This is a genomic window from Streptomyces diacarni (assembly GCF_003323715.1).
Lineage (GTDB): Bacteria > Actinomycetota > Actinomycetes > Streptomycetales > Streptomycetaceae > Streptomyces > Streptomyces diacarni.
In genome coordinates, this window is the sequence record NZ_QOIN01000039.1 from 116,356 (window position 1) to 130,205 (window position 13,850).

Genomic DNA, 13,850 nt, shown 5'->3' on the forward strand with positions numbered 1-13,850 from the left:
AGTGCCGGGACGGCCTTTGCGCGCGCGTCTCGTCAACACGCTTGTGGGCACGGATGCCCGCCGGCCTGAAGGGCCCCGTGGTCTCAGCTTCCTAGACACCGGCCTTCGCACGCGTCTCGTTCCGCTCCAACTGGACATGGGCCCGCATGAGCTCGCCCGGATTGGTCTGAGCCGCGAGGAGGGAGAGTTCACCGCACAGTACGGTGGCCGCCGCGAGGGCGGCGAGCCGCCGCGCGTTCTCGCCGGGGTCGCGCTCGGCCCGGCAGCCGAGTTTCGCCAGGTTCGCCTCCACGAAGTCGAGGCCCTTGCCGTTGCCGACGGAGCCGACGATCAGGTTGGGCAGGGTGCAGGCGAAGTAGAGGTCTCCGTCCCGGTCCTCGGCCATGACGACGCCCTGGGAGCCCTCGACGATGTTGGCCGCGTCCTGTCCTGTGGCCAGGTAGAACCCGAGCAGCATGTTGGCGAAGTGGGCGTTCGCCGAGCGGATGCCGCCCGCGAGCAGCGTTCCGAGCATGTTCTTGCGCACGTTCAACTCGGCGATCCCTGCGGCCGTCGTGTGCAGCACGTTGCCGACCACGTCGCGCGGCACGAGCAGCTCGGTGACCACGTTCTTGCCGCGGCCGAGGATGCCGTTGATCGCGGTCGCCTTCTTGTCCGTGCAGTAGTTCCCGGAGATCGACCCGTAGGAGATGTCCGGGATCGTCTTCAGCAGGTGTTCGAGCAGCAGATCGGAGGCGAGGGTCGCCATGTTGTGCCCCGAGGCGTCGCCTGTGGTGAACTCGAAGCGGACGAAGAGCAGGTTCGCGTTGATCTCGTGGCGTACGCCGATCAGTTCGGCGAACCGGCTGCAGGTGCGCACCACCTCGCGCAGCTCGCCGATGCGGGCGTCGATGGTCCGTGCGGCCGTCAGCGCGGCCTGCGCGTCCACGGCCTCCACGAGGACCGAGCGGGTCATCCGCTCGTCGACGAGGGTGGCGACGATGCCCCGCTCGGAGAGCATGGAGACTTTCGCGCCCCGGCCCACGGAGGGCCACAGCGGCGACTCGTAGGTGGCGAGGGGGACCTGTGTCTCGGTGGTGGCCACGTTTCCCGAGATGCGCACGGGCCCCACCCAGCGCATCGGGACACCGGCGATCGCATGGTCGGTCATCGTGTGTTTCCCGTCGTCTCGTTGGGCAAGTCAGGGCTGCTGGAACGGCGGGCGAAGGGGCCGGGGTCGATGCCCCGGTCGGCGCAGAAGTCGCGCAGCTCACCGCGGATCAGCAGGTCGCAGTGCGTCAGCTCGGCGGGGGTACGCGCGCCGAGCATGGTCAGGAGCGCGGTCAGTTGGTCGAGCCACACCGTGATGCGCTCGATCAGCGCCGACACACCGTCGTCGAGCAGCGTACGCAGGAAGGTGCCGGAGACGCCGACGCCGGACGCACCGAGCGCCAGCGCCCTGGCCACGTCGAGAGGGTGGCGCACACCGCCGGAGGCGAGGACGGGCAGCCCAGCCTCCTGCGCGTCCAGCAGGCAGGCGGCGGTGGACTGTCCCCAGTCGGTGAGGTAAGCGTAGTCGCCGAGCCGGCGTCGACCGTTCTCGATCCGGGCGAAGTCGGTGCCGCCCCGGCCGCCGAGGTCGGCGACCCGCACCCCCAGGCCCTCCAGCCGGCGCACCGTCTCGCGGCTCAGCCCGAAGCCGACCTCCTTGACGATCACGGGGACGTCGACGCCGGCCGCGATCTCGCCGATCCGCGGGGCCCAGGACGAGAACGACCTGTCGCCTTCCGGCATCACCGTTTCCTGCACGGTGTTGACGTGGATCTGCAGGGCGTCCGCCTGGAGGAGGTCGACGGCCCTGCTTGCCTTGTCGACGGAGGCCGTCGCGTTGACGTTGGCGATGACGAAGCCGCCCGGGTTCTCCTTGCGCAGCACGCTGAAGGTGTCGGCGCAGTCCGGGTCCTTGAAGTAGGCGCTCATGGACCCCGAAGCGAGAGCCACGCCGGTCTCGCGGGCGGCGATGGCCAAATCCCGGTTGATGAGGCCCGTGCGCTCGCTGCCGCCGGTCATCGCGTTGATGTACAGCGGCACCTGCCACGAGATGCCGGCGAAGGCGGTTCCCAGTCCGACCTCGGCCCTGTCGAGGCCGGCCAGCGCGTGGTGGACGAACGCCACTTCGTCGAACTGGTTGCGCCCGCTGTGCTGCTGCTGTTGCTCGACAGCGAGCCGGACGTGGTCGTCCTTGCGTTGAGCGATCATCCCTCGTTCCCTTCCGCGGTGGGACGGATCGGCAAGGGCACCACCCCGGCCGAAGCCCACCTCTCGCGCAATCGAGCCAGCTGTCGCGGGGCACCGGCGTCCAGCAGGGCGATGCCGCAGTCTCCGCCACCCGCCCCTGAGGGCTTGGCCGCGCCGCCGACGGCTTCGGCGGCCTCGCACAGCGCCCTCAGCCGGGGCGTGAAGACGCCCAGAGCGACCTCGTCGTCCAGCCGCGCCAGCTCCCGCCCGGCCCGCCGCACCTGTTCCAGCAGTTCCCGGCTTTCGCCCGCCTCCAGCGCCCCGATCGCCGCGCACACGCAGTCGGTGGTGGCGCGGATGAACCTCAGGTGTGCCGCGGTGCCACGCCAGTTGCGCCGGTGCAGGTCGGACACCAGGGAGGTGGTGGAGGCCGGGCTGCCTGTCCAGCCGACCTCCAGTGCGAGGCCCTCGGGAGCGGGCAGGCGACGCGCCGCGAACCCGGGCCAGGGCACGCGGAGCGCCTCCTCGACGCCGCGGCTGCGGGCGAGTTCGAGCGCGGCGGCCCGGTCCGGCGCCCGGTAGGAAATCCAGCCGCCCCAGGTGCTGGCGGCGACGTCACCGCCGGAGCCCTTGGGGTCGATTTCGGCGGTGGCGAGCAGAGCCAGTCGGAACCGCTCCTCGTCGGTCGGTGTGAGACCGCAGAACGCGGCGACCGCGGCGACCGTCGCCACGGTCACGGCACCGCTCGACCCCAGCCCGTACTTGGTGCCGCCCTCGTGGAGGCCGCTGTCGACCGACACGCTGAGGGCCGGCGCGGAAGAGCCGCGTTCGGCCGGCAGCGCGGAGACGGTCTCGATCGCGGAGACCACGTGCGCGAGGCCCGATCGTGCACCCTGCTCGTCGCTCGTGTCGCACGGGCTGAGCCGACCGTCTTGCCACCGCCATCGCGTACCGTGCGGCCTCAGGTCGGAGGAGATGACGACGCCCGCCTCCTCCAGGCCGGTCACGGTGACGGTGACGGTGACGTGGCGGTCGACCGCGACGAGGATCGCCGGGTTGCCCGGCTCGACCACCGCGTACTCCCCCACGACGAACAGCTTGCCGGGCGCGCGGCTGACGACTGTTCGCCCGCGGGTCATCAACCGCTCCCAGGCAGCAGGCGGGCGCCGGGGCCCTGACTGGCGACCAGCACCGACCCTGCGGGGGCTGCTTCGCGTACGGCCTCGGCGACCCGGTCGGCGTCCGCGCGGCGGCACAGCACCTTGACGTTGGGACCGGCGTCCATGGTGGCGTAGGCCGGGACGCCGTCCTCGCGCAGCAGGAGCACGCGGTCGAGGACGGTGAGCGTGGCCGGCGACAGGTAGCGCACGGCAGGCCGCGCCGCGAGCATGGTCGCGTGCATGCCGAGCGCGTTGCGCTCGGCGATCTCCCCAACCGTCTCGAAGTCGCCCGCGCGCAGTGCGGCGCGCATCTGGGCCAGGTCGTCCCCGCTGGAGACGGCCCACGGCTCGTACAGCGGAGAGGTCTCGACCGTGCGCCGCATGGCCGCTCGGCTGGGGGTGGTCTTCGGGCCCGCGTCCACCACGGCGATGACCAGAGCCGGATCGATGTCACCGACGGCAACGGGCTCGGCGTAGGAGCCGAGATCGGCCTGTTCCGCGGTGCCGGAGTCCGTGCCGGCGTGCCACACCGCGAACCCGCCGAAGAGGGAGCGTGCCGCCGATCCCGAACCACGCCGGGCCAGCCGTGACAAGGCGGTGGCGTCCAGATCGAGCCCGTGCGCGGCAGCGGCGGCGACGGCCAGGGCGGCGAATCCGCTCGCCGACGAGGCGAGCCCCGCCCCGGTGGGGACGGTGTTCTCGCTGGCCACGACGGCCTTGGAGGTGAGACCTGCCCGCTTGCGCACCAGGTCGAGGAAGGCGACGACGCGGCGCAGCTTCTCGCCTTTCGCGGGCCGGCCGTTCAGCGTCACTTCGTCGTGCCCGGCCTCGTGGTCGAGGCGCACGCGGGTCGTCGTCGGAAACAGGTCCAGGGTCATCGACAGACTGTCGACACGAGGCAGGATCAGGTGCTCGTCCCGCTTGCCCCAGTACTTGATCAGCGCGATGTTCGGATGCGCGACGGCGGTGGCCCACCCAGCGCTGCCCCGATCAGGCGCGCGGCCGAGGAGGGCCGGACGTTCAGCGCTCATCGTCTGCGGATCCTCTCATCGGCACGGCCCAGCTCCGCACGGCGCCCGCCGCACGGAGCCGCTGTTCGACCTCGTCGGCCTGCTCAGTCCCGGTCACAGCGATGACGCAGCCGCCCAGGCCACCGCCGGTGATCTTGGCTCCGAGGCTGCCCGCGGTGAGCGCGGCCTCGACGAGGCCGTCGATGGCTCCGGTGCTCAGCCCGGCCGCCCGCAACAGCTCGTGGTAGTCCGTCAGCCGCCTACCGAGCTGCTCCGCCCTGCCGTCGGCCAGGGCGTACCTGGCCTCTTCGGTCAGCCGCGCAGCACGGCGGAGGAACTCCTCTTTCGCCCCGCGGCGCATCTGGAACGCGTCACGCAGCAGCTCGACCGCGTCCTTGGTACGGCCTACGACGCCGCTGTCCGCGACGACGAAGACCCCCTGGCAGCCGACGCTCAGCTCCTGGACCTCGCCCTCGCGGAACAGCAGCGGGGCCCACGCGCCGACGGCTCGTGCGTCGACGCCGCTGGAGCGGCCGTGCGCCACGTTCTCGGCCGTCTGCACCAGGGCGAACGTCTCGTCCTCCGTGACCTGACGGCCGTGCAGGTCCGCGAGCGCGTGGACGACCGCACGTGCGCAGGCCGCGCTGGAGCCGAGCCCCCTCCCGTGTGGGATGGCACAGTCGAGGGTCACCTCGAGGTGCGGGCGGTCCTCCACGCGCATGGCCGCCGAGAACTCGGAGATCAGCCGGCGAAGGCCGTCGGACGCCTGCGCCGCCACCGGCCGCGACAGTGGACCGGCCACCGTGAAGGACACGTCGCCTGGCCCTTCCGTCTGCCGGCCGGACCGGCGGGCGCTCGCCGTGACCGTCAGCTGCGGAAGGGGCACGGCGAGCGCCTCAGCCCCGTACACGACCGCATGCTCCCCGAGCAGAACGGCCTTGGCGTGGGCGCGACCGACGCCGACGGGAGAAACCCGGCGGCCTTGTGACACCCCCTCGGGCGAGGTCGACAGAGTCAAGGACACTCAGCTCCCTGGTCGAGTCCGTGGTGACATCGCGTCGTCCAGCGGTACGGCGGCGCGGCTGCCCCGCGCGGTGGAGTGCCGCAGACGGCAGCGCGCGGGGGGCCGCTGCTCACCGCGGCTGGGGGATCAGGAACAGGCGGCGGGGATGAAGCGTGGTCTCCGGCGCGGTGCGCACCTGACGGCCGGGTTCGGTACCCAGCTTCCACTCCTGCGTCACCACGTCGAGGATGACCTCGAGCTCCTGCCAGGCGAACAACTCCCCGATGCACCCCTTCGAGCCGATGCCGAAGGGGATGTAGGAGGCTTCGACATTGCTCGGATGGATCGAAAGCCACCGGTCGGGGTCGAACCTGTGCGGGTCCGGGTAGCTCACGGGGTCCCGATGCATCAGGTAGGAGCTGAACACCACGTTCGTGCCCGCGGGCAGGTCGTGGTCGCCGAGCGTCACGTCGGACAGGGTCTTCCGGCACGAGATCCACACCGGTGGGTAGAGCCGCAGGACCTCCATCAGGAACCTCAGGGTGTAGGACGGCGCGCCATGGCCGTCGTCCGTCCCACCGCTGCGCCGTCGCGTCAGGTCCTTGAGGAGCCTCTCCTCGGCCAACGGGTCCCTGGAGAGGACGTGCAGGGCCCACGACATGACGGAAGCTGTGGTGACCGTGGCGGAGGTCAGCATCATGACCGCCTCGTCACACACCTCCTCCGCCGTCAGGAGGCGGTTCCCCTGCTCGTCGGAGTCGGCCAGGAGTGCCGAGAGGTAGCCGCCGGCGGGGTCGGGAGAATCGGGGAGGTCGGCGACGCACGCCGCTAGCAGCTCCCGGAACTCCTGGCGGGCGCGGGACAGCTGCCGGTTCGCACCCGGCCGCGCCGCCCGGGCCGCTGCCGACTTCCCGTACAGCGGTTTCCTGATCATCTCCCAGGCCAGCCGGGAGAGCCGCTCGCTCAGCGCTTTCGTCGTCTCGGGCGCCATCCCCGGGATGAGTGTGCCCACAGCGATCGCGCAGGCGATCGAGCACATCTCCGACTGGATGTCCACGGCGTCGCCGGCGCGCCAGGAGGACGCGGTCTCACGGACCACGTCACCCATGAGAGGCAGATATCCCTCGACCGCGCTCGACCGCAGGTAGGGGTTGGCCAGGCGCCGGTAGTGCCGGTGCATGGCCTCGTCCTGCGAGAGCATCCCTACTCTGCTGAGGTTTCTGGCCTTCCGGAAGAGTTCGCCTTTCCCGAATTTCTTGCTCTCGCTCACCAGGATCTGGCGCACCAGGATCGGGTCCCTGACGAACACGGCGTCGACGCCGTCCACGGTCAGACGGCGGAGCCGACGTCCCCGCAGCAGGCTCTCCATGCGGCTGAACCGGAAATCGGGGCTGCCTTGTACGCCCTGGCCTTCGAGGCTGTCGGGGGCACCCCGGTCCTCCGGCGGTAAGGTTGCCGTCGTCTGACTCGTCATTGCACACCTCTCGTACGCAATCTCGCGCGCGCTCCGGAAAATCGGGCTAGAAGACTGTGGGGCCACCGCGGCAGAGGCCGCGCGCGGGCACGACGCGACCGCGCGCGACTCGCACTCCGAGCGCCTTACGCCCCGCCGCGTGGGCAGCACACGACAGGGGACCCCGCGGCGGGCGGGGCCCCCTGGGAGCCGCGTGGAACCGCGGGTTCTGTTACGCGGATTCCTTGTCGCGAGCGGCGATGTACGCGGCGTTCAGCCGGCTGACGGAGCGCCAGCGGTAGTACGACTGGAGTTTGTAGTACTCCTCGCCCGAGGACGTGACGGCCGCGTAGACCATCTTGGGGTCGTCGACACCGTAGGGAACGTTCTTCACGAAGTGCTCGATCTTGGTTCCCAGCCGGGCGAAGAACGCCATCGGGTCCTCCGTCTTCGCGCCGTAGGACATCCGCTGAATCTCCGCCGCATCCCAGTTGTGGGTGGTGTAGAGACCGAACGACCTCTCGCAGAAGTTGAACATCTCCTCACTCGGGCTCGGCAGCCCCAGTTCCCGGTGCATCGCCAGGACGGTATCCGCCTCGAAACATGTCGCGGGAGCCGCGAGGTAGGCGTTCATCGTCCGGCTGCGGTAGTCGATACCGATCACGTCCACCTTCTCGGCCAGGCCGTAGCGGGTGAAGAAATCGATGTTCTCGGCCAGGCTCCGCGGCATCGACGCGAGAGAGGTCAGCCGGGCCAACGTCTCCTGCTCGCCCTCGGGGAAGTACACCCAGATCTTCTTGAACCCGGAGGTGACCCCGAAGTCGATGCCGAAGCTGTCGATGGCGCACAGCTGCTGAATGTCGGAGAGCAGCCCGCCAATGGGGTGGTCCGTCTCCTCCACCAGACCCTTCGAGAGGGCTACGGCGTACGGATCGACCTCCTTGGGCAGGGTGAAGCGGGCATCGAAATCCCCCTCGTGCTGCGCGTTGGTCGCCACCCTGAAGGCGATGACGGCATCGGCGAGTTCGTCCTCGAACGCGGTCAGAATGGGCCACACGACGTCGCGTGAAGCGGTCACGTCGATCAGCCCGGCTGACTCCTCGATGGCGGAGTAGACACTCGCCACATCGGCATCGGCTGTACCCGGCATCATGACTCCAAAGGTGCGTTGCGGTTCCTGTTTGCCTTGCTCACGTGGCCGCCCAGCTCACGTCTGGTCCGGTCACGCGTGAACCGGTCACGCCTGGTCCGTCGGCCGGTTCTGGAGCCGGTCGGCCAGCGAGCGGCGCCGAACCTTGAGGGTGCCGGTGCGCGGCAGTTCCGCCTCGGGGATCTGCACCGGGTCCGCCAGCTTGGGGAAGTCGGCGACGGCCGCGCGCCAGCGGTCCAGGTCGAGCGGCTGGTCATCGTGGGTGCACAGCACCGGGACGGCCTCGGAGTCCGAGCCGTGGACCACGACCAGCTCGCTCAGCTCCTTCAGCCTGTCGAGCATCACGTCCTCGACCTCCAGGGAGCTGGCGACGCCGGGGACCATGTCGACCTCGCGGTCGAGCATGTGGAGGCAGCCGAACCTGGTGAAGTAGCCGACGTCGCCTGTGGCCCACCAGTCGCCGTCCCGGTTGCTGTCGTAGCGCTCCTGCTCGCCGAAGTACGTCTTGGCCAGGGCGGGCCAGGAGACCTGGATGTGACCGGGGTTCTCCTTCGTGGGCCGCTGTCCCTGGCGGTTGACGACGCGGACCTTCGCGGATCCCACCGGCATCGGCCAGCCGACACAGCGGCCGTTGGCCTTGTGCGCGGAGTGGCGGAAGTAGGCGCGCCCCACGGCGGGACCGACCTCGCTCTGCCCGTAGATCTGGAAGAAGAGGGCGCCGCGCCGCTCGGACGAGGTGAGCAGCCGGCCCATCGTTCTGGGGTGGATGGCGTCGAAGGTGCTGCTGAAGTACTTTACCGAGGCGAAGGGCTTGCGCGGGTCGTCGGTCAGGTCCTCCCAGGCCATCAGCGAATTGGGCAGCGCCTCGACGAGCCCGGGGCGGTTCTCGATGAACAGCTGGGCGACGGTGCCGGGGTCCGACTCGTTCATGAGCAGCACCGGCATCTCCTTCAGAAGGGCCAGCGTCATCGCGGCGACGTTCCGGGAGTGCACGAAGGGGATGTGGATCGCGACGTTCTCCCGCTTCCGCATGAGGGAGAGCAGCCGCCACTGCGGCTTGAGCCGGAGGCCCTGGGTGCGGGGGGTGTGCACGACCAGCTTGGGCACTCCGGTGGTGCCGGAGGTGTGGGTGATCACCGCGGCCTCGTCGAGGGGCCGCACCACCGGCTTGACCCGCATGGACCCGGCGAACGTGGCCAGTGAGACGGTCTGCGGCCGCTCACCGGCCACGATGATCACCTGCCCGGCCAGTTCCGCCAGGGGCAGTTCCGCGAGCGCGTCCAGTTTGTGCTCGTCGGTGAGCAGGCGGGGCTTGTCGATTCTCTCGAGCAGCGCGCCCACGGTCTCCGCGTCCAGGTTGGGCGAGAGCAGCACGGGCACCGCGCCGACCCGGGAAGCGGCGCAGGCCAGCATCCACACGTCGGCGTTCGCCTTCTTGTGGAGCACGAGGTGCTCGTCGGGCCGCACACCCGCGGCCCACAGGCGGGCCGCCAACTCATCGACCAGCTCGGCGAGTCTGGAGACCGTCAGACGCCTGCCCACCTGGGGAAGAACGTCCAGGTCGTGGTCGAGGGTGATCGGCGTCGTTCCGTTGACAGCCGCGGCCATGGCTGGCAGCAGGCCGATGTGCAGACCTCGCTTCTGTATCGATTGATAGGCCACAGAGCCGTTCATCGGACTGTCTCCCTTGCAGTGACGATGGGCATGGAGGGCTGTCACCGGATCGCGGTGCGGTACCGGGCCGCCCGCGGTGCGTGTCATGGCGCGGACGCGATGGGCCTCGCGCTTACCGGGCGATGACGAGGGTGGCGGGCGGCGCCGAGTGGAACGAGACGTCCCGGAAGCCGACCTTGAGGAGCCAGTCGCGGTAGTCGGACCGCCGCCAGGTGTTGCCACGATTGCTCTTGACCAGCATTTCCGCGGCGAACATCAGCGGGAAAGCGGGACCGCTGCGGTCGTCGTCGACGACATAGTCGCAGACCACAAGGGCGCCGCCGGGCTTGAGCGCGCCCCGGAGGCGTGCGAAGACCTCGACGTTGTCCTCCGGCCCCTCTTGGTGGGCGATGTGGGAGTACAACGCGATGTCGTACTCGCCGGTGCCGAAGTCGGTCGTGTGGAAGTCACCGTCGACAGTGGTGAACCGGTCGTCCACGCCGCGCTCCGCCAGCAGCCGGCGGGCGATCCCGTTGATGCGCTCCCAGTCGATCTGGGTCGAGCGGGCGGACGGGTTGGCGTCCAGCAGGACGGATGAGTAGACGCCCGACCCACCGCCCACGTCGAGGACGGAGAGCGGACCGGCCGAGGCCACGCCCAGCACCTCCGCGGCCATCGTCGCGGTGGGGACCGACTGCGCGGCGAGGGCCGTGACGAGCTCCTCCCAGTGCGGGTTGTCGGCCACCTCGGTCACCGCGTCGTGCGCCGGACCCCCGGCACGGACCACCTCCGGCAGTGCTGTCAGACCGCTCATGTGTTTCAGCTTCAGCTTGGCGAAGCCGCTGAGGGAGGTGGGCTTGCCCTCGACGAGGTAGGCGGCCGCCTCGGGCGTGTTGTGGTACCGGCCCTCGTGCACCTCGACCAGACCCACGCTGACGAGACCGTCGAGGAGGGTCTGCGCGCCGCGCTCGGCGATCCCGGCACGGTCGGCCAGCTCCGCGGCCGTGCCGGCGCCGTTCTCCAGGTGTGTGAAGAGCGAGTGGTCGGCCGCGGCGCCGATCACGCCGGTGGCCCAGTAGCCGTTGATCAGCCGCAGTACGCCGTCCGGTGCCGTCCGGTTGTCCGTCACGCTGTCCCTCCCGGAGTCGTGGTGGGCACCACATGGGTGCGGACCGCGCCGCGCAGCGCCTCCACGACCCGTTCGACCTGGCTCGTGCTGAGTTCCGCGTGCATCGGTATGGCGAGGTGGCGCTCGAAGAGTTCCGCCGAGACCGGGCACTTGTGCTTCGACTCGAAGACCGGCTGCACGTGGGTGGCGAAGGTACCGTGGCCGCAGCCGATGCCCTTGGCGCGCAGCTCGGTCGCCACCGCCGCGCGGTCCACGGCCGGGTCCAGCGTCACCATGTACGTCTGCCAGGCGTGGGTGCGGTCGTCCGGCACCTGCGGCACCGCCAGCAGTTCTTCGCCGGCGAGCAGCTCGGCATACTGCGCCGCCACCGCGTCGCGGCGCGCACGCAGTTCCCCGACCCGGTCGAGTTGCACCTGGAGGATGGCCGCGGCGATGTCGGACAGCTTGTAGTTGTGGCCGATGCGGGTGAACTCCGGGATGGGCAGGCCGACGACCTCACCCATGTCGAAGATGCTGCCGATGCCGAAGGAGGCCCGCAGCCGCGCGTCCGCGCCGATCTTCGGGTCGGCGGCGAGGAGCGCGCCGCCCTCGCCGCTGCTGGCGCCCTTGCGCCCGTGGAAGGACAGGACACCCACCTCGGCGAGCGCACCGGCCTCGCGGCCCTGATACGTCGCACCGACGGCGCAGGCCGCGTCCTCGATGAGGAACAGGCCATGGCGGTCGGCTATCGCCTGCAGCTCCACGTAGTCGGCGGGGATGCCGACGGTGTCCACCGCGATCACGCCGACGGTACGCGGGGTGATCAGATCGGCCACCGCCCGCGGGTCGACGGTTCCGGTGTCGGCGCGTACGTCGGCGCAGACGGGAACGGCGTCGAGGTAGCGGACGGCGTGAGCCGGCGCGGGGAAACCGTAGTCGGCGACGATCACCTCGTCACCCGGCTCGACCCCGAGGGCGAGCAGGGACACGTGCAGCGCGGCACCGGCGTTGCACAACGCGACGGCGTCACCGACGGCGTACCTGCCCGCCAACTGGGCCTCCAGGGCCTTGCCCTTCGGTCCCTGCCCGGCCGGCCAGCCCGAGGCGAACACCTCGGCGACGGCCGCGAGTTCCCTCTCCCCCAGGCTCGCGTGCACCAGCTGAACCGGTTCCATCTCGGTCACCTCCCGCTCCGCTCCCCGTCGGCTCCGTGGCCGGTGTCACCGGCGCTCGTCGGAGGCTCGTAGCGCAGCGGCGTGATCTGCCTGACGTCGTACCGCTGACGCATGGCCTCCACGGCCGCGGGGTCCACGGCGGTGCCACGCGACCAGATCTCGGCGATCTCCTCGAAGTAGGTCTCGTGCTCCGGCGAGGGGAAGCTATGGAAGAGCATCTTCGTCGGCTTGTCCGTGGCGTTGCGGAACGCGTGCGGGGTACCGGAGGGCACGAACATGCAGCTGCCCTCGCCGGCACGGACGACGCGGTCGCCCTTCAAAGACTCCCAGTGGTGCCAGGTGTCCGGGGTACGTTCGGTCGGCTCGAAGCACAGCAGGTCCAGCTCGCCCTCAAGGACGTAGAAGAACTCCTGCGAGTTGTCGTGGACGTGCGCTCCGACGTCGAATCCGGGCGGGACGACCACCTCGAAGATCGATACGGAGGATCCCATCTCTCCGGTGGCCTTGAAGGTCACCTCCTGCGCCGGTGTGATGAGCTTGCGCCCGGCTCCGGCCGGGATGATGAGGTCGGTCATGTACTCCGCTTCCTTGTGTGCGCGCGTGCGGTCAGGCTGTACGCGCGTGCGGTCAGGCGAAGGTCTGCGGTACGCCGTCGGCCGCCCAGGTGCCGAGCGCCATCTCGGCGGTGATGCCGGGGCCGAACCCGGCGATCAGTCCGGTCGCGCCGGCCACCTGAGCGTCCTCCTCGAACAGCCTGCGGCCGGCCTCGAGTACGACGGCGCTGGCGATGTTCCCGTACTCGTTCAGGGTCGACCAGCTGTGCCGGAACACCTCGCGGTCGACTTCGAGGAACTTCGCGAGGTCGTCGAGGATGCGTGGTCCGCCGGCGTGGATGAGGTAGAAGTCGAGCTTGCCGACGTCCCAGCTGTGATCCTTGGCCATCTCGCGCAGGACCGGGGCGAGCGGTTCCATAGTGCCGGGCACGCGGCGGTCCAACTGGAAGTGGAAGCCGGTGTCCTTGACCGCGTAGGAGATCCAGTCCTCGGTGCCCGGGATGAGGTAGGAGGCGTTGCGTTCCAGGTCGATGCCGACACCCCCTTCGCCCCGTACGACAGCTGCGGCGACGGCGTCGCCGAACAGACCGTCCGAGAGCAGCGAGCCGACGTCGTCCGCGTCGGGCTGGTAGCAGAGCGAGCACAGTTCGCAGGAGACGACCAGGACGTTGCTGCCCGGGTGGGCGGCGCAGAAGTCGTGGGCGCGATTGATCGCCGCGCCACCTGCCGCGCACCCCAGTTGGGCGATGGGTATCTGGCGGGTGTCGGACCTGAAGCCCAGGGTGTTGATCAGCCATGCGGTGAGCGACGGCATCATGAACCCGGTGCACGAGACGTAGATGATCGCGTCGATGTCCCGGGCCCGCAGCTCGGCGTTGGCCAGGGCCTGCTCGATGACCTGGGGCGTCCGCTTCTTGGACTCGACCTCGTAGACGCGGTTGCGTTCCGCGAAGCCCGGGTGGCGGAGCGTCTTCTCGATGGGCTGGACGATGTGCCGCTTCCTGACTCCGGTGTTCCGGATCAGACGGAGCGCCAGCGCAAGCTGTGGCTTGCCCGCATGGGCTCTCTCGGCGAAGTCCAGCGTCTCTTCCACTGTGATCACGTGTTCAGGCGCATTCATCGCCGGCTTGCATAACCTCGGCATATCCGGGATCCACTTCCTCAGGGTCTCTGGTGAAGGGCAGGGAGGCATTGCGCTGGTGGCAGAGCGTTTCGCCCGCCGTCCTGGCATGTGGTGCTGACGGGTGCCCGCGTCGGATGTCCTGACGTACCCGCCGCGCGGAGGCGGGCAGTCGGACGAGGGGCAGACTGACAGGACCTCATGCCGACAGATCCTCAGACCGGCAGGTCCTCAGGGCGACCGGCTG

Annotated in this window: 12 protein-coding genes; all 12 read right to left on the reverse strand. The window is 70.0% G+C overall.

Annotated features, from left to right (window positions below; translation table 11 throughout):
- Window positions 1–91 precede the first annotated feature (91 nt).
- Window positions 92–1,150: a hydroxymethylglutaryl-CoA reductase gene (locus DTL70_RS10485; RefSeq protein ID WP_114021607.1), complete on the reverse strand. Its 1,059-nt coding sequence runs from the start codon at window positions 1,148–1,150 to the stop codon at window positions 92–94.
- Window positions 1,147–2,238, reverse strand: a complete 1,092-nt coding sequence (gene fni, locus DTL70_RS10490) for a type 2 isopentenyl-diphosphate Delta-isomerase (protein ID WP_114021608.1) — start codon at window positions 2,236–2,238, stop codon at window positions 1,147–1,149. Before fni ends, DTL70_RS10485 begins: the two co-directional genes overlap by 4 nt.
- Entirely contained in the window at window positions 2,235–3,356 is a 1,122-nt protein-coding gene (locus DTL70_RS10495) for a phosphomevalonate kinase (protein ID WP_114021609.1), read from the reverse strand. The genes fni and DTL70_RS10495 overlap by 4 nt, the downstream gene beginning before the upstream one ends.
- Window positions 3,356–4,408: a diphosphomevalonate decarboxylase gene (gene mvaD, locus DTL70_RS10500; RefSeq protein ID WP_114021610.1), complete on the reverse strand. Its 1,053-nt coding sequence runs from the start codon at window positions 4,406–4,408 to the stop codon at window positions 3,356–3,358. The genes DTL70_RS10495 and mvaD overlap by 1 nt, the downstream gene beginning before the upstream one ends.
- Window positions 4,398–5,411 carry a mevalonate kinase gene (gene mvk / locus DTL70_RS10505; protein ID WP_281278665.1) on the reverse strand — a complete coding sequence of 338 codons (1,014 nt, stop codon included), beginning with the start codon at window positions 5,409–5,411 and terminating at the stop codon, window positions 4,398–4,400. Before mvk ends, mvaD begins: the two co-directional genes overlap by 11 nt.
- Before the next feature lie 109 nt (window positions 5,412–5,520).
- Complete coding sequence (locus DTL70_RS10510) at window positions 5,521–6,864, reverse strand: cytochrome P450 (protein ID WP_114021611.1); 1,344 nt, start codon at window positions 6,862–6,864, stop codon at window positions 5,521–5,523.
- A gap of 211 nt (window positions 6,865–7,075) precedes the next feature.
- Complete coding sequence (locus DTL70_RS10515; RefSeq protein WP_245979237.1) at window positions 7,076–7,996, reverse strand: aromatic prenyltransferase; 921 nt, start codon at window positions 7,994–7,996, stop codon at window positions 7,076–7,078.
- Window positions 7,997–8,080: 84 nt separating this feature from the next.
- Window positions 8,081–9,667: a class I adenylate-forming enzyme family protein gene (locus DTL70_RS10520; RefSeq protein ID WP_114021612.1), complete on the reverse strand. Its 1,587-nt coding sequence runs from the start codon at window positions 9,665–9,667 to the stop codon at window positions 8,081–8,083.
- Between the two features lie 112 nt (window positions 9,668–9,779).
- The gene (locus tag DTL70_RS10525; RefSeq protein WP_114021613.1) at window positions 9,780–10,775 is read right to left on the reverse strand and encodes a class I SAM-dependent methyltransferase; all 996 of its coding nucleotides are present in this window, start codon (window positions 10,773–10,775) and stop codon (window positions 9,780–9,782) included.
- A complete protein-coding gene (locus tag DTL70_RS10530) occupies window positions 10,772–11,929 on the reverse strand; it encodes a DegT/DnrJ/EryC1/StrS family aminotransferase (protein WP_114021786.1) in 1,158 nt (385 codons plus the stop codon). The genes DTL70_RS10525 and DTL70_RS10530 overlap by 4 nt, the downstream gene beginning before the upstream one ends.
- 5 nt (window positions 11,930–11,934) lie before the next feature.
- Window positions 11,935–12,504, reverse strand: coding sequence for a cupin domain-containing protein (locus DTL70_RS10535; RefSeq protein WP_114021614.1), 570 nt, complete (start codon window positions 12,502–12,504; stop codon window positions 11,935–11,937).
- Between the two features lie 52 nt (window positions 12,505–12,556).
- On the reverse strand, window positions 12,557–13,627 hold the full coding sequence (locus tag DTL70_RS10540) for a type III polyketide synthase (RefSeq protein WP_181860872.1): 1,071 nt from the start codon (window positions 13,625–13,627) through the stop codon (window positions 12,557–12,559).
- Window positions 13,628–13,850 lie beyond the last annotated feature (223 nt).

Bases quoted from the DNA above. Each gene is read 5' to 3' on its own strand.
- DTL70_RS10520 (WP_114021612.1), bottom strand. From the start codon at position 9,667: ATGAACGGCTCTGTGGCCTATCAATCGATACAGAAGCGAGGTCTGCAC.
- DTL70_RS10535 (WP_114021614.1), bottom strand. From the start codon at position 12,504: ATGACCGACCTCATCATCCCGGCCGGAGCCGGGCGCAAGCTCATCACA.
- DTL70_RS10485 (WP_114021607.1), bottom strand. From the start codon at position 1,150: ATGACCGACCATGCGATCGCCGGTGTCCCGATGCGCTGGGTGGGGCCC.
- DTL70_RS10530 (WP_114021786.1), bottom strand. From the start codon at position 11,929: ATGGAACCGGTTCAGCTGGTGCACGCGAGCCTGGGGGAGAGGGAACTC.
- fni (WP_114021608.1), bottom strand. From the start codon at position 2,238: ATGATCGCTCAACGCAAGGACGACCACGTCCGGCTCGCTGTCGAGCAA.
- DTL70_RS10495 (WP_114021609.1), bottom strand. From the start codon at position 3,356: ATGACCCGCGGGCGAACAGTCGTCAGCCGCGCGCCCGGCAAGCTGTTC.
- mvaD (WP_114021610.1), bottom strand. From the start codon at position 4,408: ATGAGCGCTGAACGTCCGGCCCTCCTCGGCCGCGCGCCTGATCGGGGC.
- DTL70_RS10540 (WP_181860872.1), bottom strand. From the start codon at position 13,627: ATGCCGAGGTTATGCAAGCCGGCGATGAATGCGCCTGAACACGTGATC.
- DTL70_RS10510 (WP_114021611.1), bottom strand. From the start codon at position 6,864: ATGACGAGTCAGACGACGGCAACCTTACCGCCGGAGGACCGGGGTGCC.
- DTL70_RS10515 (WP_245979237.1), bottom strand. From the start codon at position 7,996: ATGATGCCGGGTACAGCCGATGCCGATGTGGCGAGTGTCTACTCCGCC.